Here is a 26403-nt window from a genome sequence, read left to right as displayed (position 1 = left end):
GGACCGGGGGTCCGGTTTTTTTTTCGCCTAATTGCCCAGCAGGCCGCGCAGGCCGGAAGCGCGCTGCGTGCGCAAGGCGATGGCGTCGAGCAGCACCTGGCCGTTCGGCGTCAGCAGCGTGAAGTAGTCGCGCGCGCGCGTGATGCCGGTGTAGATCAATTCGCGCGCCAGCATGCCGCCTTTCTCCTTCGGCAGCACCAGCACCGTGTGCAGGAACTCCGAGCCCTGCGATTTATGCACGGTCATCGCGAACGCGGTCTCCACATTGCGCAGCCGCGTCGCCAGCACGCTGCGCACTTTTTCGCCGTCCGAGAAATACACCCGCAGCGCGCCGGGACGCGCCGGATCCGGCAAGGTCAGGCCGATATCGCCGTTGAAGACATTGGTGCCGTAATCGTTGCGGGTCACCATCACCGGCCGCCCCGCATACCATTCGCCGCTGCGCTTGAGCAGGCCGGCCGTCTGCAAGCGCTGCTCGATCACATCGTTCAAGCCGCCGACGCCCCACTCGCCCTCGCGCACCGCGCACAGGATGCGGAAGCTTTCAAAGCTGGTCAGCACCGTCTTGACCCAGGCCAGATGGCCGGCCTCGTCGCCTTCGGGCGGCCCGGCCTTGATCATCTTCAGGTAGGCCTGGTAGCCGCCGGCCGCGCCGGCACGGCCGGCCAACGCCAGCTGCAGCAGATCGGAAGGCTGTGCCGGATCGATCCACGCCACCTTGCCGTCCTCGCCGGCGCGCAGCACCTCGACCGCCGCCGCCGCGTGGCCGGCGTTGACCGCCAGCGCCAGCGCGCCGATCGGGCCGCCGAAGCGCCGGCTTTCGCGCAGCATCACCGTCTGCTGCGCGATCGGCCCGCCGTCGCCGGCGAAGCTGTCGGGAATCCGCTGGCCGGTGCTGGCGTGCACATACGACAGCGTCTCCGGCAGATACGCGCCGGCTTCGGCGTTGTGGCACAAGTCGCCCAGCACCGCGCCCGCCTCCACCGACGCCAGCTGGTCTTTGTCGCCGAGCAGAATCAAGGTCGCGCCGGCCGGCAGCGCGGCCAGCAGCGCCGACATCATCTCCAGGTGGATCATCGACGCCTCGTCGACGATCAGCACGTCGACATCCAGCGGATTGCCGGCATGATGCAGGAAGGCGCGGGTGTTCGGCCGCGCGCCCAGCAGGCTATGCAAGGTGCGCGCCGCGCCCATGCGGCTGGCCAGGTCGCGCAGCGGCAAGGCCGATCCGGCTTTGTCGGCCAGGTCGTCCAGCGCCACATCGATCGATTGCTTCAAACGCGCCGCCGCCTTGCCGGTCGGCGCCGCCAAGGCGATGCGCAAGCCGGCCTGGCGCTCGCCGGCGGTGGCGAACAACAAGGCCAATAGACGCGCCACGGTGTAGGTCTTGCCGGTGCCCGGGCCGCCCGTGATGATGCCCAACTTGCCGCGCATCGCCACCGCGCAGGCGACCTTCTGCCAATCGGTGTCGCCGCCGCGCGCCGGATGCGGGAACAGGATATCCAGCCAGCGCCGCACTTCGGCGGTTTCGGCATCGGCGTCGGCCGCCAGCACGCCGCCCAGGGCGCGGCCGCGCACCGCGTCCGCCACGCTGGTCTCGTCGCGGTAGTAGCGGCGCAGATACAGGCGCTCGCCGTCCAGCACCAGCGGCTGCTGGAAGTCGAGGTCACCGACCGCCCAGACCTGGTCGCAGGCCGCCAACAGCGTTTGCCACGCGGCGGCGTTCTTCGGCCAATCGGCGACGGTGTCGCGCAGCGCGCGCCATTCGTCGCCGCTCCAGCCCAGCAGCGCGGCCGGATCGGACGACAGCTCACCCAGCACCAGGCAGCTGTGGCCGCGCCCCTCCAGCTCGGACAGCAATACGCACGCCAGCATCAGCTGCGGCGAGCCGCCGCCGACGCTGGCGATGAAGCGCGCGAAGGCGCCGCTCAAACGGCGCAGCTGGCCGTTCTCGGTCAGCGCGTCGACCTGCGCCAATAATTCAATACTCATCGTGTGCCTCGGTGTCCAGCAAGCGGTCCAGCCCATCCAGCAATGCCGGATCGGGCGCCATCCAATAGCAACCGCGCGTCTGCGGATTGGCTATGCCGCGCAGGAACAGGAAGATCGCCCCGCCCAGCTGTTCGGCCGGATCGTAGTCGTCGCCCAGGCGGCTTTGCAGCAGCCGGTGCAGCGCCAGCATGTAGATCGCGCCCTGGATGTCGTAGCGGTGGTCGGCCATCGCCGCCACCAGCGCCGGCTGATGATAGGCGGCGTCGCCCGCGCCCAGCGCGTTGGATTTGTAGTCCAGCACCCAATAGCGGCCCTCGTGCTCGAACACCAGGTCGGCGAAGCCTTTCAGCATGCCGTGCAGCTGCCGCTCCGGTAGTGCGGGCCGCGCCACGCCGCCCAGCAGGCGCTCGGCGCACAGCTTGTCGAGCGCGCCGGTGCTCAGGCGCTCGCTGGGGAACCAGAACTCCATCTCCGGCAGCGGCGAGTCGATGCGGCTCAGCGGCGCGTTCAAATGCGGCAGCGGCGTGGTGGCGATTTCGCGCAGCCAGGCCAGCGTGTCGTCCAGCCGGTTGCCCCAGCCGGCGCGTTCGACGCGGCGCGTCAGCCGCGCGTTGAAGTTCTCGTCGTCGACGATGGCGAAGCCCTCCTGTCCCATCCACTCCAGCTGCTCGTGCAGGAAATTGCCCGGCACCGAGCCGCGCGGGAAGCGGTGCCACGGCGCGTCCTCGACCCGGGCCGGCGGCGCGGTGGCCGGCAAGTCGGCGCCTTCCAGCAGCTTTTCCTGCGCCGCGTCGCGCGGCACCAAGGCCGGGCCGGCCGCGCCGATGATGCCGGTCGGGCCGGTGCGCCGCGCCAGCGAACTGAAACTGCCCACCGACCAATCGCGCTCGAAGCGGCCGGCGTACTGCGGCGACTCCAGCAACGGCGGCCGCTGTTCGACGCGGCTCAGGCGCGTGACCTGCCGCATCGCCATGTCCAGCGTGGTGATGCGGATCGGATCGCAGTCCTTGCAGGCGTGCTCCCAGCGCTCCATCATCAGCTCGGACGGCAGCGGCGAGCCGCCGGTCAGCAGGTAGCCGAGCGCCGAATCGTGCAGCGTGTTGTCGCCCGCCTTGCGGCTGGCCAGCGCGGTCACGCCCAGCCACAGGAAATGGCGGGCGCGCGTCAGCGCCACGTACATCAGGCGCAAATCCTCCTGCAAGCGCGCCCGTTCCACCAGCTCCAGCGCGGTATCGGTCAGCGCCATGTCGATGCGGCGCACGCCGTCGTCGTCGCTGAACTCGAAGAAGCTGCGGTTGCGCCGCTCCACCTTGCGCGCCGTGACCGCGAACGGCAGGTACACCAGCGGATACTCCAGGCCCTTCGATTTGTGCACGGTGACCACCTTCACCAGCTCCGCATCGCTTTCCAACCGCAGCACGCGCTCGTCGCCGGCGCCCTCGCCGCCTTCGATCTGCTCGGCCAGCCAGCGGATCAGCGCCTGTTCGCCGTCGAGCTGGCGGCTGGCCGATTGCAGCAGTTCGGCCAGATGCAGCAGATTGGTCAGGCGGCGTTCGCCGCCGGGCTGTTGCAGCAGGGCCGCCGGCAGTTGCAGCTCATGGATGAAACGGCGCAGCATCGCCAGCACGCCTTGCCGCTGCCAGATGATGTGCAGCGCCTTCAATTGTTCAACGCGCTCCTCCCACGCCAGTTCATCCGACGACAGGCGCGCCAGTTCCGCCAGCGGCAAGCCGCTGGTGCGGGTGGCGTAGGCCGCGCGCGCCAGGGCGCCGTCGAGCGGATTGGCCACGGCCGACAGCCAGCGCAGCACGTCGGCCGCCTCCTCGCTGTCGGTGACCGAGTCTTTGTCGGACAGGTAGACGCTGGGGATGCCGCGCCGTTGCAGTGCGCGGCGGATCGCGGCCGCTTCCTTGCGGTCGCGCACCAGCACCGCCACGTCGGCCGGCTTGAGGCGCACGAAGCCGTCCTTGCCGCCGTCAAAGCCGGCGCGCTCGTCGTTCAGCCGGGCCACGATATCCTCGGCGCAGTGGTGCGCGAAGAATTCGCGGTAGCCTTCCGCCTTCAGCTCCTGGGTCGCGCTGCAGGCGATGACCAGCGCCGGCGCGTCGCCGTCGGCGGTCACCATGCGCTCGTCGCGGCCCTTGGCGCCGACCGCCTCGAACGGCAGCGGATTCTCGCGCGAGACCACGTCGCGGAAGCGGAACGCGCCGCGCGGGAAGCCGCCTTCATGCGGCTCGCCTTCGGCGTTCAGGAACAGGCGGTTGACCGCGTCCACCACCGGCTTGGTCGAGCGGTAGTTGGTGCCCAGCTGGTAGTGGCGGCCGGCCGTGGCCTTGCGCGCCGACAGATAGCTGTGGATGTCGGCGCCACGGAAGCCGTAGATCGACTGCTTCGGATCGCCGATCAGGAACAGGCCCGTCTCCGGGTCGTTGTCGGCCACGCGGTACAGCAGGTTGAAGATCTGGTACTGGTTCGGCGCGGTGTCCTGGAACTCATCGACCATCGCCACCGGATACTGGTCGGTGATGCGCTTGCGCAGCGCGGCGGCGTTTTCACCCTGCAGCGCGGCGTTCAAGCGGTCCAGCATGTCGGCGAAGCCGAACTGGCGGCCGCGCTTCTTCAGCTCGGCCATGCGCAGCGACACGGCGGCGGCGGCGTGGCGGTACAAGACGTGCGACAGCGGCTCGATCTCGTCGAGCGCCCGCTTCAGCGGCTCGACGGCGTCGAAGTCGTCCGGCACGGTGGCGGTGTAGCCTTTGGAGAACGCGTCTTCCAGGCCGGACGGCGTCAGGCGCTTCCAGGCGGTGTCCGACAGGCCGGGCATGACGGCGGCCGGATTCCGCGCCCACTCGCGCAGGGCGCGGAACCAGCCGGTCACCGAGTCGGCGCGCATCTTGGTCCCATTGAAGCATTTGGGCGACAGCACGCGCTCGGTGGCGATCCATTGTTCCATCCGGTCGGCGCGCGCCAACCAGCCATCCTTCAGCGCGACGAGTTGCGCCTGCTGCGCGCGCTGCACCTCGGCGATCAGGCCGGCCAGCGCCTGCGACGGATCGATGTCGCCGATGATGTCGGCGCGCTTCACCAGTTCGCGCATCGAACGCTTCAAGGCGTTCACGTCGCCCCAGCACGACAGCAAGGCGTCCAGCGACGCCGCGTTCAATGGATAGACCTGCTGGCGCCAGTAATCGTTGGCGGCGTCCTCGAACAGCGCCTGCTCGTCGCTGACCAGTTCCTCGTCGAACAGGCTGCCGCTGTCGAAGGCGTGCTCGCGCAGCATGCGCTGGCACCAGGCGTCGATGGTGAAGATGGCCGCTTCGTCCATCGTCTCCGCCGCCAGTTGCAGGCGGTGCGCGGCTTGCTGCCGCGCGCTGTGGTCGGGATAGGATTCAAGGATCTGGTCGAGGTAGGCGTCGCCGTCGGCCGCGTCGTCGTGGCTGCGGAAGTAGGCGGCGGCTTCGACCAGCCGTTCGCGCACGCGGTTGGACAGCTCGCGCGTGGCGGCGCGGGTGAAGGTCATCACCAGGATGTCGGCCGGCAGCAGCGGACGGCGGTAGCCGTTCTCGCCGCCGTGGCCGAGCACCAGCCGCACGTACAGCGCGGCGATGGTCCAGGTCTTGCCGGTGCCGGCGCTGGCTTCGATCAGGCGCGAGCCGTGCAGCGGGAAGGTCAGCGGGGCCAGTTGGTTCGCGGTGCTCATGCTGCTTCCTCGCCGTTGATCCTGGCTATCGTGATGTGTTGTTCCAGCCAGTCCGCCAGCGGGCCATACAGCGCCATCGACACGTCGGCAAAGTCCGGCTGCGCGCTCAGCGCGGCGAAGTCGGGCCAGAGGCGGGCCAGGCACAGGTCGACGTTCTCGCCGGAGAGTTCGAAGCCGCCGTCGTAGACCGCGCGCGCGTCGCCGCCCTGCGCCAATGCCAGCGCGGTCTTGCAGGCGGTCGGCAGGGGGCGGTTCATGCCGTCGCGCCACAGGCAGACCAGTTCGCGCAGCGCTTCGCGCGATTCCGCCTGGTCCAGCGGTTTCATGGTGACGATGGCGTCGCGTGCGACCAGGTAGCCGCTGACCGGCTTGCCGGCCGCCGCCAGCGCCAGCTGGCGCAGCCACATCGGGATCAGTTTGTCGCCGCGCGGCTTGCCCTGCTTGTCCGTCACCTTGGACGACATCTGCATCAGCCACACGGTTTCACCGCCGTTGCCGCGCAGCTGATCGATCCAGTCGTCCAGCTGGACGCCGCCCAGTTGCAAGTCCAACGCCACCTTGGACGCCGTCAGCGGATAATGCTGGCGCAAGGTCAGCCACGCGCTGCGCACCGGCGCCAGCGCTTCGACCAGCTGATGCCGGTATTGCTGGCCGATCAAGCCGATCGGCAGCACGCCCTTGCGCACCAGCTCCATCGCGCGCTCATTGAGCTTGTCGTAGACCTGGTCCAGCTCCTCCTCTTCGACATCGCCGCCCAGCATGTCGTCTTCCAGCTGGTAGCGTTCCAGCCCGTTGAGCGCGAACGGCTCCTCGTCCTCGCCGACCAGCGCCGCGTCGCCGAACATCACGCCGAGGCGCTGGCGGAAGAAGAAGCGCGCCGGCTGGCGCAGGAAGTTGACCAGCACCGACAGCTTGAGCCGGTACTTGTCGTCGATCTCGTACGGCGGCAGCTCGGCGGCGGCGCCCTCGGCGAGCTCCTCGCCGTGCGCCTCGCGCCATTCGCGCGCGTAGGTCAGCAGGCCGCCGGCTTCGAAATAGCGACGGCTGAACGGTTGCAGCGCATGCTCGGTGGTGCGCGCGTGCAGGTCGAGTTGCCAGCCGTTGACCAGATAATCGCGCAACTGCGACACCAGCACCGACGGCGGCTGTTCGCTGTTGTCGCGCACATTGCGGCCGACCCAGCTGATATACAGCTTGTCGCGCGCGGCCAGCAGCGCCTCCAGCATCAGGTAGCGGTCGTCGTCGCGGCGCGAACGGTCGCCGGGACGGGCCTGGCCAGGCTGCGACAGCAAATCGAAATCGGCCTTGGGCGCGCGGCGCGGGAAGTCGCCGTCGTTCATGCCCAGCAGGCAGACCACGCGGAACGGCACCGCGCGCATCGGCATCAGCGTGCAGAAGGTCACGCCGCCGGAGACGAATTGGTGGTTCAGCGTCGGCTCGTCCAGCAAGCCTAGCCACGCCTCGCGCAGCACCGCCAGCGGCACCGCTTCGTCGAAGGCCGCGCCTTCGCAGGTCTCCAGCCAGTTGTTGAGCGCATCGTCGAGCTGCGCCAGCGTCAGGCGGTCGCCCTCCTCGTTCCCCTTGAAGAAGGCCGCCATCAGCGCGCGCGCCTGCACGCCCCACTCGGCCGGCGAGCGCGATTGCGCCAGCACGCCGCGCCAATGCAGCAGCGCTTCGACCAGCTGCGCCAGCGATCCGGCCAGCGCGGCATCCAGCCCGCCGACTTCTCCGTACGGCTCGATGCCGGCGAAGCTGCCGCCGCCATTGCGGCCGCTGTCGCCGCTGGCGTAGCCTAGCAGCATGCGGCGCACGCCGAAGATCCAGGCGTTCTGTTCGCCGGCCGGGCCGAGACCGAGGCCGCTGCGGTGCTCCTGGTCCAGCCCCCAACGCACGCCGGCGCCTTCGATCCACAGGCCCAGCGTCGGCAAGTCTTCCGGATACAGGCCGAAGCGCGCGGCCAGCGCCGGCACGTCCAGCAGGTCGCGCACTTCGCTTTGGCGGCAGCGCTGCTGCGGCAGGCGCAGCAACCATTCCAGCGCCACCAGCAGCGGGTTGACGCTGCGGTCGTTGACGTCGCCGATCTCGAACGGGATGTAGCGCGGGTCGCTGCGGCGATGCTGGGCGAAGACGGCGTGGATGGCGGCGGAGAAGGTGTCGATGTCCGGCACCATCACCACCACGTCGCGCGGACGCAGCCTGGTGTCGTCGGCGAACATCTTCAGCAGCTGGTCGTGCAGCACCTCGACTTCGCGCTGCACGCTGTGGGTGACGTGGAATTCGATCGAGCGGTCGTCGTCCGGCGGCGCGATCTGCGGGTGTTCTGACAGCGGCAGCAGGTCGCGCACGGCGGCCTGCACCTGCGACAGCAGGGTCTCGCCCTCGCCCTCGCTGAACAGATCGATGCGCAGCGGCGACGCTTCGTCGCTTTCGGCGGCGGCCGCGGCGGAGGCCTCATCGAATTCGTCCAGCATGCGGATGAAGTCGCGGCCCTGCCGCCCCCAGCTGGCCAGCAGCGGATGGCTGTGCGCGTGCAGTTCTTCCAGCGGGATCGCACCGAGGTCCTGGCCGTTGCGCAGCTGCTGGCGGCGATGCGCGGAACGCAGCAGGTCGCGGCCTTCGATGATGTCGCCCCAGTAGAACTGGCATGGATTCGGCACCGCCAGCACCACCTGCGTATAGCGCGATAGCGAAGCCAGCGCCTGCAAACTCTGATACGGCAGCGCCGAGACGCCGAAGATGACGATGCGGCGCGGCAGTCGGCCCAGCGGTTCCTCGCCGGCGGCGCTGGCGCGCACGAATTCGGTGTGCACCGTGGCGCGGCCCAGGCCACGCTCGTGCGGTTCGACGTCGGCGTTCACGGCGCGCCACAACTGGCCTTGCCAGCGCTGATCGTCCGGCAGCGGCACCGCTTCGCCGCGCGCGTTGCGCATCTGGTCGCGGCCGTACTCCCAATCCTCCAGCCAGTCGGCGCGATAGACCTGGTATTGATCGAACAAGTCGGCCAGGCGCTCGGCCAGTTGCAGGCGCCGCTCGGCCTCGCCGTCGGCCAGGAAGTGGCGCAGCGGCGTGAACACGGGATCGGCCAGCAAGGTGGGCAACAAGCGCATCAGGCGCCAAGTCAACGGGCCTTTATCGAAGGCGGAGCGCACCGGCACGCGCTCGCGTCCCAGCATGCCGCGATAGGTCTCCCACAGGAAGCGCGCCGGCAGCGCGACACGGGCGGCGGCGCAGATGCGCATCTCCTCGGCCAGCGCGATCTTCAGCCATTCGGCCACGCCGTTCGATTGCACCAGGAAGATGTCCGATTCCAGCGCCCCCAGCGGATTGTTGCGCAGCCACTGGAACACGGCGGCGCGCAGCTGTTCCATCTGATTACCGTGCAAAATCAGCAGGCCGGGGGTGATGCTTGGATGCATAAGGCTCTTCGTTAAGATCGAAGCCGTATTATCGCTCTAGCCCGGGTCGTAAGCCAGTAGTTCCTGTTCGATATGGCTATCCAGTACGTCGAGCATGGCGTGCATCTGCCGCACCAGCTGGCCGGCGTTGGACATGTCCGGGTCGTCGCGGCCATGCTCCAGCGCCAGGCACAGGTTCCCGAACTGCATCGCGCCCACCGCGCGCGCCGAGGATTTGATGCGGTGGCCCAGCTCCGACAGCTGCGCCAGGTCCTCCTGCGCCAGCGCGGCGTCGACTTCCTTCAGGCCGTCGCGGGCCGATTCGAGGAACAGCAGCGCGTATTTGCGCATCTTGTCAGGCTTGCCGCCGAAGGTCTGCGCCAGCGCCGCGACGTCGAACAGCTCCGCCGGCGCGGGCGCGGAGGCCGGCGCAGCGACGGCGGGCGGCGCCGGCGGCGACGCCGGCAACGGCAGCGCCACCGCCCGCGTCGCGAACAACTCGATGGCCGCCGCCGTGGTCCCGCCATCGGCCATGGTGAAGTACGACGGTGGCGGCGGCACCGCCTTGCGCTCCGCGCGGGCCGCCCTGGCGCGCTGCGTCATCCACTTGGCCAGCATATTGAGCAACAGCTTGGGCGCGATCGGCTTGGTGACGAATTCGTCCATGCCCGCGCTCAGACAGCGTTCCTGGTCGCCGCGTCCCGCGTTCGCGGTCATCGCGATGATCAGCGTCGCCGACAGCTTGGGATGGGCGCGGATCAGGCGCGTGGTCTCATAACCGTCCATCACCGGCATCTGCACGTCCATCAGCACGCAATCGAAATGCTCCTTCAGCAGCAGATCGATGGCCTCCTTGCCGTTGTTGGCCACGCAAACCATGGCTCCCGCGTCCTCCAGCAGCTCCTGCCCCACCTGCTGGCTGAAGATATTGTCCTCGACCAGCAGGATCGAAGCGCCGCGTATGCTGTCGAGCACCTCGGCCTCCACCGTATCGTCGCGCACCCGCAAATGCGTTCCCTTCGCCAGCCGCGCCGTGAACCAGAAGGTACTGCCCTCGCCCGGCGCGCTGTCGACACCGACGCCGCCGCCCATCAACTCCGCCAGCTGCTTGCTGATCACCAGCCCAAGTCCGGTGCCGCCGTAGCGGCGCGTGGTCGAGGTGTCGGCCTGGTGGAAGGAGCGGAACAGCTGCGACACCTGTTCCTGCGTCATGCCGATGCCGTGGTCGACCACCTCGAAGCGCACCATGATATGGCTGTCGCGCTCCTCCAGCGGCCGGGCGCGGATGATCACCTTGCCGTTCTCGGAAAACTTGATGGCGTTGCAGGCGAAGTTCAACAGCACCTGCTCCAGCCGCAGCGGATCGCCGCGCAGCTGGTGCGACAGGCCGGGCCAGATTTCGTACACCAGCTCCAGCCCCTTGGCGTGCGCGCCCTCGCCCAGCTGGCTGGAGATATTGGCCAGCAGCGTATCCAGCGTAAAGTCCAGCACCTCCAGATCCATCTTGCCCGCCTCGATCTTGGAAAAGTCGAGGATGTCGTTGATGATGCCCAGCAGGTGCTGGCCCGAGTGGTAGATCTTTTGCAGATAGTCGCGCTGCTTCGGATGCACCACCGACTTCAGCGCCAGGTGCGCCATGCCGATGATGCTGTTCATCGGCGTGCGGATCTCATGGCTCATGTTCGACAGGAAGTCGCTCTTGGCCTGGTTGGCCGCATCCGCCTCGTCCTTCAGCTGGTGCAGCTCCGTCACATCGGTCGACAGTCCGATGACGGCGGTGGCGGCGCGGCCGATTTCCACCGGCACCTTGACCGTCCACTGATGGCGCACCACGCCGTCGCGGCCGACCAGCAGCGTCTCGCCCGAGCGCTTGACCTTGTCGGCCAATACCGGCCGCTCCTGCGCCCACGCCGAGTCGGCGGCCTCGCGCGACATCAGCTCGTGATCGAGCTTGCCGATGATCTCGCGCACCGGCATGCCGATCGCCTCGGCCATCCTGGCGTTGACGTAGAGGTAGCGCCGGTGCTGGTCCTTCATGTAGACGTGGGCGTCGACGTTGTTGAGCACCGTGTCGAGCAGCACGCCCTGCTTGATGGCGCGCCGGCGCGACGCGTACAACAAGAACACATAGCTATACAACAGCAGCGTGCCGGCGAAGCCGGTCAGCGCGGCGCCCCACGGGAACACCACGTCGAAGCCGGTCAGCAGGTCGGTCTTGCGAACCTGGAACAGCGCCTTCCACAGGCTGCCGTGGAAATCGATCGGCAGCACCGTCTGGAAATAGTCGGCGCGTTCGGCCGCCGTCAGCGGCGTCAACGCCTCCATCGAGCCGTTGTCGTTGTATAGCAGGCGGTCGGTCTTTTCAATCACCAGGCGGCGCTGCTCGACATCGCTGCTGCCGTCCGAGTACAGCGTCAGATGCACCTGGCGCACCGTCATCTCATCGATCGCACCCTGCACCAGACGGGGAATGCTGAAGCCGGCGCCGACCGAGCCGAGATAGGCGGCGCGGCGCTGCGCGGTGTCCAGGAGCGGCATGCCGCGCCGGTACACCGGCAGCCGCACGCCGAGGCCGAAGTGCGGCGTCGGCAGCTTGACCACGATAGGCTGGCCGGAGGCGCTCACCCGGCCGGTGTCGCGCGACGCCGCCAGCACCTTGTCCATCGCCGGATTGACGGCGAGGTCCGCGCCCACCCTGTCTTCCAGGTCGGTCAACGGCTCCATATAAGTGAGCACCGCATAATGATCGCGGCGCCCCGGCGGCTTGATGTCGAAATGCGGATAGCCTTCGGGGCTCAGGCTGCGGTCGGCGCGCACGGCGGCGACAAAGGCGTCGCGCTGCGCATCCGCCACCAGCGGCGCCCAGCTCAACGCCTCGATGGCGGGAAAATAGCGTGGAATATCCAGGCTGGTCACGTACTGATGGAACTGCAGCCGCGTCACCACGTCGCTGGTCTGGAACAGCGCGGCCAGGCCACGCGTCAAGTCGGCATAGGACTTGATGCGCGCCGAAATGCCGTACTGCGTGCTGCGCGCCAGATTCTCAAACCGCCGGCCGGCATCGTCGTCGATCGTCCTGGCCGCCGCGCCGTACAGGATCGCTCCGACGCCCATGGCCAAGGCGCAGCCCGCACTCCAGAACAGCAAGCGCGAACGTCTGACCGCCTTGATGGTGTTCGCCGATTTGAGCATGCGCCTTCACTTTTAAGTCGTTAAGAAACGATAATTCTTGCATCACAGCAGCATACTATTAATGCCGCTCGGGAACCAGAGAAACAATTGGAGAGAATTCAGAATACATAACTTGTCAATTAAAAGGGAACCTTGTTGCATATAGCGCGCTCTAAATGATGAGCCAGTTTTTCGAGGGTCATCATGGGCGCAGATTTCTTTAAAAAAGCGGTGCTGGCAACGGCTTTGCTAGTGCCGGCGGCAAGTGATGCGATGACTGTTGACCATCAGGAGTTCGACGCCACCCTGCAAGCACCGTTTCGCGCCGACGCCGACGGCGGCCGCGAGCTGACATTGCACTTCGCCCAGCAAGCGGGGCGCGTCCGCTGGCGGTTGGAATTGCTGGCGCCGGCCGGCGACACCGTCCTCCGCCGATGGCGCGGCGAGCATCTGCTCGGTGATGCACTGCCTGTGACCGTCAAACTACGCTGGCAACACAGCGCCCGGACGCCGGCCGGCATCTACCGGCTGCGGCTGCGCGCCAGCCTGGACGGCGCGCAGGATATCGAACAGCTGTGGCCGGGGTGGCCGGCGCCGGCACCGGCCACCCCGGCCACGGCGCCAGCGGCGATCGCGGCGGTCGCGGCGCCGCCGGCGACCGCCCCCTACACCATCTATCTGGGCAACCTGCACAGCCAGACCGGCCACAGCGACGGCGGCGGCGCGCTCGGCCAATGCAGCGGCGCGCAGGCGCCGCAAAGCGCGCCGCTGGGACCGACCGACGCCTATGCCTACGCGCTCGCCCGCCACCTCGACTTCCTGATGACCTCCGAGCACAACCACATGTACGACGGCTCGGACGGCACCATGCCCGACGCCGACCCGGCCGCCGCGCGCGCACTGTTCCACAACGGGCGGCACCAGGCCGACACCTGGAATCTGGCCCACGACAATTTCCTCGCGCTGTACGGCCAGGAATGGGGCGTCATCAGCCACGGCGGCCACCTCAACATCCTCAATGGCGGCGAGCTGCTCGGCTGGGAGCGCAACGCGCAGGGCGCGCTGCTGGCCGATGTCGAGACACCGAAAAATGACTATGCCGCGCTCTATACGCTGATGCGCCGGCGCGGCTGGCTGGGCCAGTTCAACCATCCGCAGCAGGGCCAGTTCGCCGTCGACGGCCAGCCGCTGGCCTGGACACCCGACGGCGATGAAGCGATGCTGCTGTGCGAAGTGGTCAACAGCAACGCCTTTTCCAGCAGCACCGACGAGAGCGAACCCCGTCGCAGCAATTTCGAATCCGGCTGCAACGCCCTGCTGGAGGCCGGCTACCACATCGCCTTCAGCAGCAACCAGGACAACCACTGCGCCAACTGGGGCGCTTCCTACAGCAACCGCACCGGCGTGCTGCTGCCCAGTGGCGCACCGCTGACCACCCCCAACTTCCTGGAGGCGCTCAAGGCGCGCCGCGTCTTCGCCACCATGGACAAGCAGGCGCAACTGATCCTGACCGGCAACGGCCACCTCATGGGCGAGCGCTTCAGCAATCGGGGCAGGCTGACGCTGAAGGCCGGCTATGCCAGCAAAAACGGCCGCAGCGCGACGCTCGTCACCCTCTTCCACGGCGTACCGGGGCGAAACGGCCAGGTCGGCGTCCTCGCCAACAAGGCCGAACTGACCACCACGCCCAAGCCGGGCGAGCATTTTTACTACGCCCGGGTGACGCAGGACGATGGAAAAATGCTCTGGAGCGCACCGATTTGGGTCACGCAAATCCCACACTGAGCCGAGGCCAATCGTGCGCTACGGAAAATTTAATTCCGATAATATTTTTTAATACCGAAAGCTAGGAAAGCTTTTACTTAATAGTTAAAATAAAGCGAACCGCCGACTTGCGGCATTGCACAATCCCACAACCCACCGGCCGCCGTGCAGATTCCAAAAGTTCTTCTCGTCAATGACGATCCAGCCAGCCTGTACGCGCTGGAAAGCCTGCTGCTGGACGCGGCCGACCAGAATTTGTACCAGCTGATCAGCGCCGCCTCGGGCAAAGAGGCGCTGCGCCACGTGCTGACGCACGAATTCGCCGTGATCCTGCTCGACGTCAGCATGCCCGGCATGGATGGTTTCGAGACGGCCGAGGCGATCCACTCCCATCCCCGCTCGGCGGGCGTGCCGATCATCTTCATCACCGCCCACTACGCCGATGAAATCAACCGCCTCAAGGGCTATCAGAAAGGCGCGGCCGATTATCTGTTCACGCCCGTGATCCCGCAAATCCTGCAGGCCAAGGTGGCGGTGTTCGTTGAACTGACCAAGCGGAATATCGAGCTGCGCGCCAAAAGCGAAGAGCTGGCGCGGCTGAACCAGGACTTGCGGGTACAGCGCATGCAGGACCTGGAACGCGCCAACGCCGAGATGGAACTGGAGATCAAGGAACGCAAACTCGCCGAGCAGCGCGCGCACGAACTGTCCACGCGCGACGCGCTGACCAACCTGCTCAACCGGCGCGCGCTGATCCAGCAACTGGAGCACGCGGTCGCCACCTCCGACCGCAGCGGCGTCGGTTTCGCGCTGCTGTTCCTCGACCTGGACAAGTTCAAGCAGATCAACGATAACTATGGCCACGAAGCCGGCGACGAACTGCTGCGCCAGGTGTCGGCGCGGCTGACGGCGGCGGTGCGCGTGGCCGACGTGGTGGCGCGGCTGGGCGGCGACGAATTCGTGGTGCTGATCGAAGGCCGCTCCGCCGCCGCCAACGCCGCGCGCGTCGGCCGCAAGATCGAGCTGGCCTGCGCCCTGCCGTTCGACATCGGCAGCCACCGCCTCAAGTCGGCGGCCAGCATCGGCATCGCCATCTATCCGCAGGACGGCGCCAACGCGCAGTCCCTGATGAAGAACGCCGACACCGCGATGTACCACGCCAAGCAGCAGGCGGCGGCGCCGGTGCAGTTTTTCCACGAAGCGCTCAACGTGCGCGAGCGCGAGCGCGAGGAATGGACGCTGGAACTGCGCAAGGCGCTGGCGGCCAACCAGCTGGAGCTGCGTTACCAGCCGCAGATCGACATCGCCACCGGCCGCACCATCGGCGCCGAGGCGCTGCTGTATTGGCGCCATCCCGCGCACGGGCTGCTGGAGGCGCCGCAGTTCCTGCCGCTGGTGCAGGAACGCACCCTGCTCGACCGCCTCGACGCCTGGACCATTGCGCAGAGCTGCGCCCAGGCCGCGCTGTGGCAAAGCGTCGACGGCCGCACCGCCGATGCGGAGCCACTGTGCCTGTGGCTCAACCTGGCCACGCCGCAGCTGAACGCGGACCTGTTGCAAGTGCTGCTGCCAGCCATGCGCAAGCACCGGCTTGCACCGGGCAGCATCGGCATCGAACTGAATGAAAAGCTGCTGCTGGGCGCGGCCGAACCGCTGTCGCAGTTGCTGGCGCAGTTGCAGGCCTCCGGCGTGCGCGCCGCGCTGGACGATTTCGGCAGCGCGCGCTCATCGCTGGCGGCCTGCAAGCGCTGGCAGCTCAATGTCCTGAAGATCGATCGCGGCTTCGTCCACGCCATCGGCAACGACGCCGGCGGCACCGACATCGTCGCCGCCGTGATCCATCTGGCGCGCGCGCTGGACATGCGCGTGGTCGCGCTGGGCGTCGACGACCGCCTGCAGCTGGAAACGCTGCGCGAACTGGGCTGCGACGCCTGCCAGGGCGAGCTGTTTTATCCGCCGCTGCCGGCGTCCGGCCTGATCGAACATACCGCCATCAACGACATCAACGTGAATACCCTCCCAAGCAATGAGGAACAGATAAGCCATGAATAATATGACCGACATCGGCGAACAGCTCGACGCCAAGATATTGCTCGCCACCCTGATGGCGCTGAAAAAAGGCGACTTCTCGGCGCGCATGCCGTCCGACTGGACCGGCATGGCCGGCAAGATCGCCGACACGCTCAACGACATCATCGAGACCAAGGAAAAGATGGTGCACGTGGTCACCGACGTGAGCCGCGTGGTCGGGCGCGAAGGCCGCCTGACGCAGCGCGCGCAAGTGCCCAACATGGCTGGCGGCTGGGCCACCATCATCAGTGCGGTCAACGCGCTGATCGACGATCTGGTGCGGCCAACCACGGAAATGGCCCGCGTCATCGGCGCGGTGGCGAAAGGCGATCTGTCGCAGACCATGGCGCTGGAGGTCGACGGCCATCCGCTGAAGGGCCAGTACCTGCGCGCGGCCACCACCGCCAACACCATGGTGGAGCAGCTGTCCTCGTTCTCGTCCGAAGTGACGCGCGTGGCGCGCGAGGTCGGCACCGAGGGCAAGCTGGGCGGCCAGGCGCAGGTGAAAGGCGTGGCCGGCACCTGGAAGGATTTGACCGACTCGGTGAACTCGATGGCGGGTAACCTGACATCGCAGGTGCGTAACATCGCCGAGGTGACCACCGCCGTGGCCAACGGCGACTTGTCGAAGAAGATCACGGTCGACGTGCGCGGCGAGATTTTGCAACTGAAGGACACCATCAACGTCATGGTGGACCAGCTGCGCTCCTTCGCCTCCGAAGTGACGCGGGTGGCGCGCGAGGTCGGCACCGAGGGCAAGCTGGGCGGACAGGCGTATGTGCCGGGCGTCGGCGGCACCTGGAAAGATTTGACCGACAACGTCAACTTCATGGCGTCCAACTTGACCGGCCAGGTGCGTAACATCGCGGCGGTGACGACGGCGGTGGCGAACGGCGACTTGTCGAAGAAAATCACGGTGGACGTCAAAGGCGAGATTCTTGAGCTGAAAAACACCATCAACGTGATGGTGGACCAATTGTCCTCCTTCGCATCGGAAGTGACGCGGGTGGCGCGCGAGGTCGGCACCGAAGGGAAGCTGGGCGGCCAGGCGCAGGTGAAGGGCGTCGCCGGCACCTGGAAGGACTTGACCGACTCGGTGAACTCGATGGCGGGTAACTTGACCGGCCAGGTGCGCAACATCGCCGACGTGACCACCGCCGTGGCGAACGGCGACTTGTCGAAGAAGATCACGGTCGACGTGAAGGGCGAGATCCTGGAGCTGAAAAACACCATCAACGTGATGGTCGACCAATTGAACTCCTTCGCCTCCGAGGTGACGCGGGTGGCGCGCGAGGTGGGCACCGAAGGGAAGCTGGGCGGCCAGGCCAACGTGCCCGGCGTCGCGGGCACCTGGAAAGACTTGACCGACGGCGTGAACTCGATGGCGGGTAACCTGACCGGCCAGGTGCGCAACATCGCCGACGTGACCACCGCCGTGGCCAACGGCGACCTGTCGAAGAAGATCACGGTCGACGTGAAAGGCGAGATTCTCGAACTGAAAAACACCATCAACGTGATGGTGGACCAATTGTCCTCCTTCGCCTCCGAGGTGACGCGGGTGGCGCGGGAGGTCGGCACCGAGGGCAAGCTGGGCGGCCAGGCCTATGTGCCCGGCGTCGGCGGCACCTGGAAGGACTTGACCGACAACGTTAACTTCATGGCGTCCAACTTGACGGGCCAGGTGCGTAACATCGCGGCGGTGACCACCGCCGTGGCGCGCGGCGACTTGTCGAAGAAAATCACGGTGGACGTCAAGGGCGAGATCCTGGAACTGAAAGACACCATCAACGTGATGGTGGACCAATTGTCCTCCTTCGCATCCGAGGTCACGCGGGTGGCGCGCGAGGTGGGGACCGAGGGTAAGCTGGGCGGCCAGGCCAACGTGTCCGGCGTGGCCGGCACCTGGAAAGACTTGACCGAAAACGTCAACCAGCTGGCGGCGAACCTGACCAACCAGGTGCGCGCGATCGCCGAGGTGGCGACCGCCGTGACGCGCGGCGACTTGTCTCGTTCGATCCAGGTGGAGGCGCGCGGCGAGGTGTCCTACCTGAAGGACAACATCAACGAGATGATCCGCAACCTCAAGGACACCACGCTCAAGAACGCGCAGCAGGATTGGCTGAAGACCAATCTGGCGCGCTTCACCCGCCTGTTGCAGGGCCAGCGCGACTTGCAGGCCGTGACCAAGCTGATTCTGTCCGAGCTGGCGCCGCTGGTGTCGGCGCACCACGGCGTGTTCTATATGATGGACTCGCAGGAATCCGACGCCCGCCTGCGCATGATCGCCAGCTACGGCTACCGTTCCAGCCGCAAGCTGCCGACCTCCTTCCTGCCGGGCGAAGGCCTGGTCGGACAGTGCGCGCTGGAGAAGAACCGCATCTGGCTGACCGACGTGCCGCGCGATTACATCGTGGTCTCGTCCGGCCTGGGCGCGGCGCCGCCGACCAACATTGTGGTACTGCCGATCCTGTTCGAGCAGCAGGTCAAGGCGGTGATCGAAATCGCGTCGCTGGACCGTTTCACCGAGACCCACCTGTCCTTCCTCGATCAGCTGATGGAATCGATCGGCGTGGTGCTGAACACCATCGAGGCGAACAGCCGCACCGAGTCGCTGCTGACGCAATCGCAGTCGCTGGCGCAGGAACTGCAACAGACCAACCAGGAGCTGGCCGAAAAAGCCCGCCTGCTGTCCGAGCAGAATATCGAGGTGGAACGAAAGAACCGCGAAGTGGAGCAGGCCAAGCTGGCGCTGGAAGAGAAAGCCACCCAGCTGGCGCTGTCGTCCAAGTACAAATCCGAATTCCTGGCGAATATGTCGCACGAGCTGCGCACGCCGTTGAATTCGCTGCTGATCCTGGCGCAGCAGCTGGGCGACAACCCGGACGGCAACCTGTCCGGCAAGCAGGTGGAATTCGCCAAGACCATCCACGGCTCCGGCTCCGACTTGCTGACGCTGATTAACGACATCCTGGACCTGTCGAAGATCGAATCCGGCACCGTCACGCTGGACGTGTCCGAGTACCGTTTCCAGAACATGCGCAACTACGTGGACCGTACCTTCCGCCACATGGCCGAAGCCAAGCATCTGGGCTTCTCGGTGGATCTGACGGAAAACCTGCCGGTGGCGATGATGACCGACACCACGCGCCTGCAGCAGGTGCTGAAAAACCTGCTGTCGAACGCGTTCAAGTTCACCACCCACGGCCAGGTGTCGCTGGTCATCAGCCTGGTCACCACCGGCTTCTCCAGCGACCACCCCAACCTGCTGCATGCCGATGCGGTGCTGTCGTTCGCCGTCAGCGACACCGGCGTCGGCATCGCGGCCGACAAGCTGCAACTGATCTTCGAAGCGTTCCAGCAGGCCGACGGCTCGACCGCCCGCAAATACGGCGGCACCGGCCTTGGCCTGTCGATCTCGCGCGAGCTGGCGCGTCTGCTGGGCGGCGAAATTCGCGTCGAATCGGTGGTCGGCAACGGCTCCACCTTCACGCTGTTCCTGCCGTATAACCGCACCGGCTTCGTCAACTACGACATGGGCCGTCAGCCGCAGGTGCGGCTGCCGTCGCCGACGCCGCAGGTGCTGTACACGCCGCCGCTGATCGACCACGACACCGTCAGCAGCACGCTCAGCGAGCTCGATGCCGAGATCGACGAATACAGCAAGAGCGACGACCGGGGCTTGGTGGCGCCGGGCGATCCGTCGGTGCTGATCATCGAGGACGACGAGCGCTTCGCGAAAATCGTGCTGGGCTTCGCGCGCGAGAAGAATTTCAAGGGCATCGTCACCATGCAGGGCGATTCGGCCCTGAGCCTGGCGCGCGACTACCTGCCGTCGGCGATCCTGCTCGACCTCGACCTGCCCGACATCGACGGCTTCACGGTGCTGGACCGTCTGAAACGCGATCCGAGCACGCGCCATATTCCGGTGCACGTGATGTCCAGCCTGCGCGAACGTGAGCGCGCGCTGCGCCTGGGCGCGATCTCCTACCTGAACAAGCCGGTCAACAAGGACGCGCTGCAGGAGGAATTCACACGCATCCAGAAATTCCTGTTGGGCGGCAAACGCAGCCTGCTCGTGGTGGACGACGAACCGGCGCAGCGCGACTCGATCGTGGCGTTGATCGGCGACGCCGACCTGCACATCGTCGCCGTCGACACCGGCCAGGCCGCGCTGGACGCGCTGCGCGAACATCGCTTCGACTGCATGGTGCTGGACCTGACGCTGCCCGACATCAGCGGCTTCGACCTGCTCGACATCATCGGCAAGGACGAATCGCTGCGCGACCTGCCGATCGTGATCAACACCGCCAAGGACTTGAACCGCAAGGAAGTGGCGAAGCTGAAGCGCTACGCCAAGACCATCGTTATCAAGGACGCGCGCTCGCCGGAGCGGCTGCTGGACGAGACGGCGCTGTTCCTGCATCGTTCGCAGGCCAGCCTGCCGGCGGCGCAGCGGCGCATGCTGGAGGAGATCCACGCGGCGGACGGCGGCCTCGCCGGCCGCAAGGTGCTGATCGTCGATGACGACTTGCGCAACATCTTCGCGCTGTCGTCGCTGCTGGAGCGCCAGCAGATGCAGGTCTCGTTCGCCGAGAACGGCCGCGACGGCATCGAGGTGCTGGAGCGCGATCCGACCATCGAGATCGTCCTGATGGACATCATGATGCCGGAGATGGACGGCTACGACACCATGCGCGCGATCCGCCGCATCCCCAAGTTCAAGTCGCTGCCGATCATCACGCTGACGGCCAAGGCGATGAAGGGCGACCGCGACAAATGTATCGCGGCCGGCGCGTCGGACTACATCACCAAGCCGGTGGACGTGGCGCAGCTGCTGTCGCTGATGCGCGTCTGGCTGCATTGATGCCGGCCCCGATGACATCCCTGCTCGCCTCGATCAAGGCGGCGCTGCTCGGTCCGGACAGCGGCGCGGCGACGACCGCGCAGAATGCGTCCGCCGCGACCGGCGCGCAGTCGGAATCGGCCATGTCCGCCGCATCATCCGCGTCGCCGGCTTCAGCATCGGCGGCCGCCGCCAACGGCCGCCGCCACTCGCCGTCGACGGTCGAGGAGCTGGAACTGGAGCTGCTGCTGGAAGCCATCTTCCAATGCCACGGCTACGACTATCGCGGCTACCAGCGCGAGCTGGTCGCACGCCACGTGCGCGCCACCATGCGGCGGCTCGACACACCGACCATCTCGGCGCTGCAAGCGAGCGTGCTGCATGACGCCGAGGCCTGGGACGTGCTGCATCGCGCGCTCTACGTCGACCCGGCGCTGATGTTCGACGACGCCTCGGAAGTGACGCTGTTGCGGATGTCGCTGGGCGCCTGCCTGCACGGCGCCGCGCTGCCGCGCATCTGGCTGGCCGATTGCGCCGGCGCACAGCAAGCCTGGACCCTGGCCATCCTGCTGGACCAGGAACAGCTGATCGCACGCACCGAGATTTACGCCACGCTGGCCAGCGACAGCCTGCTGGCCGAAGCGCGGCAAGCCAGCCTGCCGATGGCGCGTATGACCGAACTGCAGGCGTTCTACGTGCGCAGCGGCGGCATCGGCCAGTTGCTCGATTATTTCGATGTCAGCGCCGACGGCACGCGGGCGGTGCTGGCGCCGCGCCTGAGCGAGCGCATCACCTGGGCGCAGTACAACCTGGTGACCGACGCCTCGTTCAATGAATTCCACATGATCCTCGGCCAGCGCGCGCTGCCGGCGTTCGGCATGGCGTTGCGCCAGCGCGTGCTGCGGCTGTTCGACGACAGCCTGGCGCCGTTCGGCGTGTTGGCGCTGGACCGCGAGCTGGAACCGACGGATCGCGTCGGCTCCCACTACCGTGCGCTGGCCTCGCACCTGCCCTGGTACCAGCGACGCGCCTGACGCGCCCACAGCTGTCAGCGCGCCGGCAGCCCCGCGAAATACTTCTTGCGCAGCGCGGCCACCGTGCCGCCGTCGCGCAGCGCGTCCATCGCGCTGGTGAGCGCATCGGCCACCGCGTCGTCCGTGACTCTTGACGACAAATACAAGCGCACGTAAAGATGGCCGATAGGCATGGGCGTGCCGAGTTGCGCGCGTGGCCGTCCCATCGCGCGCAGCGCGTACAGCAGCGATTCGCGCGACCCGATCGCCGCGTCGACGCGCCGCTCCAGCAGCATCTTGAGCGACTGCTCGATGCTGGTGGTCTCGTGTTTGCGTATTTGCTGGTCCGCCTCGAACGCGGCGTTGTATTCGACGCCGCGAATGTGCGCCACCACCTTGCCGCGCAAATCGGCCAGGCTGGCAAAATGGCTTCCGGCCCGTCCCACCGCCACCACGTCCCCTTCGAACACCAGCGCCACCGGGCGTGCGATCGACACCAGCCGGCTATTGGCGATGGACATCAGCAGATCCGCCTCGCCGGACTGCATCATCGCCATCGCGCGCGGATACGGCACCACCACATTGTCGATCGGGATGCCGCTGCGCGCGGCCAGCGCCTCGGTCAATTCGACCAGCAATCCGCTGGCGCCGCCTTCCGGGGTACGTATGCCATACGGCGCGACGCCGATGGTGACCGCCTTCAACCGCCGTTGCGGCGCCGACGCGGCATGGCCCATGCAGGCCGCCGCCGCGAGCGGCAACCATGTCAGCACCCGCCGCCGATGCATCATCGCAGTCTCCAGGTCAGATGGCCGGCAACGCCGGACCGGATGTCCAGCATAAACCAATCCACCGCCGCTGGAAAGCAGGCTTTAGTCCACCTTTAGGCTAATAAACGACAGCGGCGCTGGGCCGCTCGGCGATGCGGTCGCGCCAGGCCTGGAGGTGGGTCATGCCCTCGGCGCCGGGCCGGAACTTCATCAGCCCGCGCCCGAATTCCAGCGCGCAGAAGGCGGTGATGTCGGCGATGGTGAAGCGCTGGCCGGCGACGAACGGCTGGGTGGCCAGCGTCGCGTCGAGCCAGCGCGCCGTTTCGCGCATCTTCTCGCCCTGCACCACGCCATAGTCGGCGAACTGCGGCTGCTCCAGCGCCGCCAGGCCGGGATGGGTATGTCGCACGCAATTGGCGATGCCAAGGAACAGGTGCAGCTCGACGCGGCGGTCGGCCATCTCGATGAAGGCGCGTTCATCGTAGTCCATGCCCATCAGGTTGTTTTGCGGCGCATGGCCGTCCAGCCAGGTGCAGATGGCGCGCGTCTCGCACAGGATGCGGCCGTCGTCCAGTTCCAGCGCCGGCACCCGGCCGAACGGATTCTTGGCCAGATACTCGGCGCTGCGGTGCTGGCAGGCGCCGATGTCGATCTGCACCTGCTCGATGCCTTCCAGGCCCTTCTCGGCGATAAACATCGCGACCCGGCGCGGGTTGGGCGCGCGGGTGGAGGTATAAAACTTCATGTTTGTCTCCTTGGTCGTTATGCGGAGATGATACCCGCCTATCCGGATTTGACATAGCCAGCCGTTCCCCGTAGATTGCTCGCTGGCTCATGAGGCCTCACAATTAAAAGGATAAAGCATGCAACGCAGCCTGATTTCGTTAGCCGTCCTGGCACTGCTGGGTATTTCGTCCGGCGCCCCGTCGCTGGCCCTGGCCGCGCCCGCGCCCGCCCGCAAGGTGGCGCAGGTCACCACCCAGCTTCCGCGCGACGCCGTGCCGACGCATTACGCGGTGTCGTTGACGCCGGATGCCGCCAACCGCAGCTTCAGCGCCAGCGTCACCATCGCGCTCGACGTCAAGCGCGGCACCAACAGCCTGACGCTGCATGCCGCCGATTTGAAATTCAGCGCCGCCGCCATCGGCGCCGGCCCGGGCAAGCCGGCGCTGGCCGCCAGCAAGATCGACGTCGATGCCGACAAGCAGACCGCGACCTTCCACTTCGCCGAAACCCTGAAGCCGGGCAGCTACCAGCTCAAGCTCGATTACACCGGCGTGATCGGCACCCAGGCCAGCGGCCTGTTCTCGCTCGATTATGAAAACGGCGGCGCCAAGAAGCGCGCGCTGTACACCCAGTTCGAAAACTCCGACGCGCGCCGCGTGATCCCATCGTGGGACGAGCCGTTCTACAAGGCCACCTTCGCGCTGGAAGCCACCGTGCCGGCCGGCGAGATGGCGGTATCGAACATGCCGGTGGTATCGACCACCAAGCTGGCCGACGGCCGCGACCTGGTGCGCTTCGCCACCTCGCCGAAGATGTCGACCTACCTGATGTTCTTCGGCCTGGGCGAATTCGACCGCGCCACCGCGATGGAAGCCGGCGTCGAGCTGGGCGTCATCACGCAAAAAGGCGCGCTGGACCAGGCCCAGTTCGCGCTCGATTCGTCGCGCGCCGTGCTGAAGGAGTACAACGACTACTTCGGCGTCAAGTACCCGCTGCCGAAGCTGGACAACATCGCCGCACCGGGCCAGAGCCAGTTCTTCAGCGCGATGGAAAACTGGGGCGCGATCTTCACCTTCGAATACTCGATCCTGCTCGATCCGCGCACCGCCACGCAATCGAACAAGGAAACCGCCTTCCTGGTGGCGGCGCACGAAATCGCGCACCAGTGGTTCGGCGACCTGGTGACGATGGCGTGGTGGAACGACCTGTGGCTCAACGAAGGCTTCGCCTCGTGGATGGAATCGCGCACCACCACCCGCCTGCACCCGGAATGGAACTGGGAGCTGCGCGCGGTCGGCGTGCGCGAAGGCGCGATGGAGCGCGACGCGCTGATCACCACCCATCCGGTGGTGCAGCAGATCGCCACCGTCGAACAGGCCAGCCAGGCCTTCGACAACATCACCTACAACAAGGGCGAAGCGGTGATCCGCATGCTGGAGAACTATGTCGGCGAGGACGCGTGGCGCAACGGCGTGCGCAGCTACATCGCCAAGCATGCCTATGGCAACACGGTGTCCGACGACCTGTGGCGCGAAGTGGAAAAGACCGCCCACAAGCCAGTCACCGCGATCGCCCACGACTTCACGCTGAAACCGGGCGTGCCGCTGATCCGCGTCGCCGACGCGGTCTGCAAAAACGGCAAGACCACCATCCAGCTGACACAGGGCGAATACAGCAAGGACCAGGAAAACAAGAAACCGTTGAGCTGGCGCGTGCCGGTGATCGCGCAGACCGTCGGCGGCGCCACCGTGCGCACCGTGGTCAATGGCGGCAAGGCCAGCATGACGCTGCCGGGATGCGGCGCGGTGCTGGTCAACGCCGGCCAGAGCGGCTACTACCGCACGCTGTACGCGCCGAAAGCCTTCGCCGCGCTGGCCGATCGCTTCGCCACGATCCCGGCGCTGGACCAACTGGGCCTGCTGTCGGACAGCTGGGCGCTGGGCCTGGCCGGTCACATGCCGGCATCGAGCTTCCTCGACCTGGCCGACCACGCACCGCTGGACGCCGCGCCGCAGGTGTGGGGGCAGATCGCGTCGGTGCTGAGCGGACTGCATGCCAGCTACGAACCGAAGCCGGAACAGCAAGCGGCGCTGGACCGCTACGCGCGCAAGCGCCTGGCGCCGGTGCTGGCGCGCATCGGCTGGAGCGCCGCCAAGGATGAAGCGGCGCCGGTCGCCAACCTGCGCGAAACGCTGATCCGCGCGCTGGGCACGGTCGGCGACGAGGGCGTGGTGGCCGAAGCGCGCCGCCGTTACGCGGCCGCCGCCACCGATCCGTCCGCGATGCCGGCCGCGCTGCGCCGCCCCATCCTGGGCGTGATCGCCGCCAACGCCGATGCCGCCGCATGGGATCAGCTGCGGACCGCCGCGCAGGCCGAGAAGACCAGCATGATCAAGAGCGAGCTGTATGACCTGCTGGCGTCGGCCAAGGACAAGGCGCTGGCGCAACGCGCGCTCGACCTGGCGTTGACCGACGAACCGGGCATCACCTCCAGCGCGTCGATGATCAGCCACGTCGCTGGGCATCACCCGGATCTGGCGTTCGACTTCGCCGTCGCGCACCAGGAGCAGATGGACAAGCGGGTCGACGTCGCTTCGCGCAGCCGCTACTTCCCTGGCCTCGGCGCGCGTTCGGCCGATCCGGCGATGGTCGGCAAGCTGCGCGCCTACGCCAAGCAGTATCTGGCGGCCGACGCGCAGGGCGACACCAAGACCGCGATCGCCTCGATCGAATACCGCGTCAAGGTGCGCACCAAGCGCCTGCCGGAGATCGACGCCTGGCTGGCCAAGCACGACTGAGCCAACGGCGACGGGCAAAAAAAAACCAGTGTCATCGTGAGATGATACTGGTTGCAAAACGCTCGAAAGCGTGGGGATGTCCGGGTCCGGCGGCGATGGTGCCGCCTGGACGAATTCTGTGCCGGGCTTTGAGTCCGGCAACTGGGCGCCCGGCTGAACCG

At 66.9% G+C, this 26403-nt stretch carries 11 protein-coding genes; 5 read left to right on the top strand and 6 right to left on the bottom strand.

Annotation, left to right across the window (positions count from 1 at the left end):
• Positions 1–27: 27 nt before the first annotated feature.
• From recD to GW587_RS24365, 4 genes are read right to left on the bottom strand one after another with little or no spacing between them, the layout of a single operon-like run.
• Positions 28–1992 (bottom strand): exodeoxyribonuclease V subunit alpha, encoded by a 1965-nt coding sequence (gene recD / locus GW587_RS24380; protein WP_166107482.1) that lies wholly within the window; start codon positions 1990–1992, stop codon positions 28–30.
• A complete protein-coding gene (recB, locus tag GW587_RS24375; protein ID WP_166107481.1) occupies positions 1982–5692 on the bottom strand; it encodes an exodeoxyribonuclease V subunit beta in 3711 nt (1236 codons plus the stop codon). Before recB ends, recD begins: the two co-directional genes overlap by 11 nt.
• Positions 5689–9108: an exodeoxyribonuclease V subunit gamma gene (gene recC, locus GW587_RS24370; protein ID WP_166107480.1), complete on the bottom strand. Its 3420-nt coding sequence runs from the start codon at positions 9106–9108 to the stop codon at positions 5689–5691. The genes recB and recC overlap by 4 nt, the downstream gene beginning before the upstream one ends.
• A 36-nt stretch (positions 9109–9144) precedes the next feature.
• Entirely contained in the window at positions 9145–12279 is a 3135-nt protein-coding gene (locus tag GW587_RS24365) for a CHASE domain-containing protein (protein WP_166107479.1), read from the bottom strand.
• A gap of 252 nt (positions 12280–12531) precedes the next feature.
• Here GW587_RS24365 and GW587_RS24360 point away from each other — a divergent pair, with 252 nt between their 5' ends.
• The 4 genes from GW587_RS24360 to GW587_RS24345 all read left to right on the top strand — a co-directional run bounded on the left by GW587_RS24360 (position 12532) and on the right by GW587_RS24345 (position 21969).
• A complete protein-coding gene (locus tag GW587_RS24360; protein WP_229259631.1) occupies positions 12532–14043 on the top strand; it encodes a CehA/McbA family metallohydrolase in 1512 nt (503 codons plus the stop codon).
• Positions 14044–14187: 144 nt separating this feature from the next.
• Positions 14188–16074 carry a putative bifunctional diguanylate cyclase/phosphodiesterase gene (locus tag GW587_RS24355; protein WP_166107477.1) on the top strand — a complete coding sequence of 629 codons (1887 nt, stop codon included), beginning with the start codon at positions 14188–14190 and terminating at the stop codon, positions 16072–16074.
• Positions 16067–20956, top strand: a complete 4890-nt coding sequence (locus tag GW587_RS24350) for a hybrid sensor histidine kinase/response regulator (protein WP_166107475.1) — start codon at positions 16067–16069, stop codon at positions 20954–20956. The genes GW587_RS24355 and GW587_RS24350 overlap by 8 nt, the downstream gene beginning before the upstream one ends.
• Before the next feature lie 11 nt (positions 20957–20967).
• Positions 20968–21969, top strand: coding sequence for a CheR family methyltransferase (locus tag GW587_RS24345; protein ID WP_229259630.1), 1002 nt, complete (start codon positions 20968–20970; stop codon positions 21967–21969).
• Between the two features lie 14 nt (positions 21970–21983).
• Here GW587_RS24345 and GW587_RS24340 read toward each other — a convergent pair whose 3' ends face one another.
• Both GW587_RS24340 and GW587_RS24335 read right to left on the bottom strand, forming a co-directional pair.
• Positions 21984–22739 carry a substrate-binding periplasmic protein gene (locus tag GW587_RS24340; protein ID WP_166107473.1) on the bottom strand — a complete coding sequence of 252 codons (756 nt, stop codon included), beginning with the start codon at positions 22737–22739 and terminating at the stop codon, positions 21984–21986.
• 97 nt (positions 22740–22836) lie between these two features.
• Positions 22837–23463 carry a glutathione S-transferase family protein gene (locus GW587_RS24335; protein WP_166107471.1) on the bottom strand — a complete coding sequence of 209 codons (627 nt, stop codon included), beginning with the start codon at positions 23461–23463 and terminating at the stop codon, positions 22837–22839.
• A gap of 118 nt (positions 23464–23581) precedes the next feature.
• Here GW587_RS24335 and GW587_RS24330 point away from each other — a divergent pair, with 118 nt between their 5' ends.
• Entirely contained in the window at positions 23582–26242 is a 2661-nt protein-coding gene (locus tag GW587_RS24330) for a M1 family metallopeptidase (RefSeq protein WP_166107470.1), read from the top strand.
• Positions 26243–26403 lie beyond the last annotated feature (161 nt).

It is taken from the genome of Duganella aceris (assembly GCF_011090165.1).
In the GTDB taxonomy this organism is placed as follows: Bacteria; Pseudomonadota; Gammaproteobacteria; order Burkholderiales; family Burkholderiaceae_D; genus Rugamonas; species Rugamonas aceris.
Note: the sequence above shows the minus strand (reverse complement) of the source record. Positions and strands in the feature narration are given on the sequence as shown.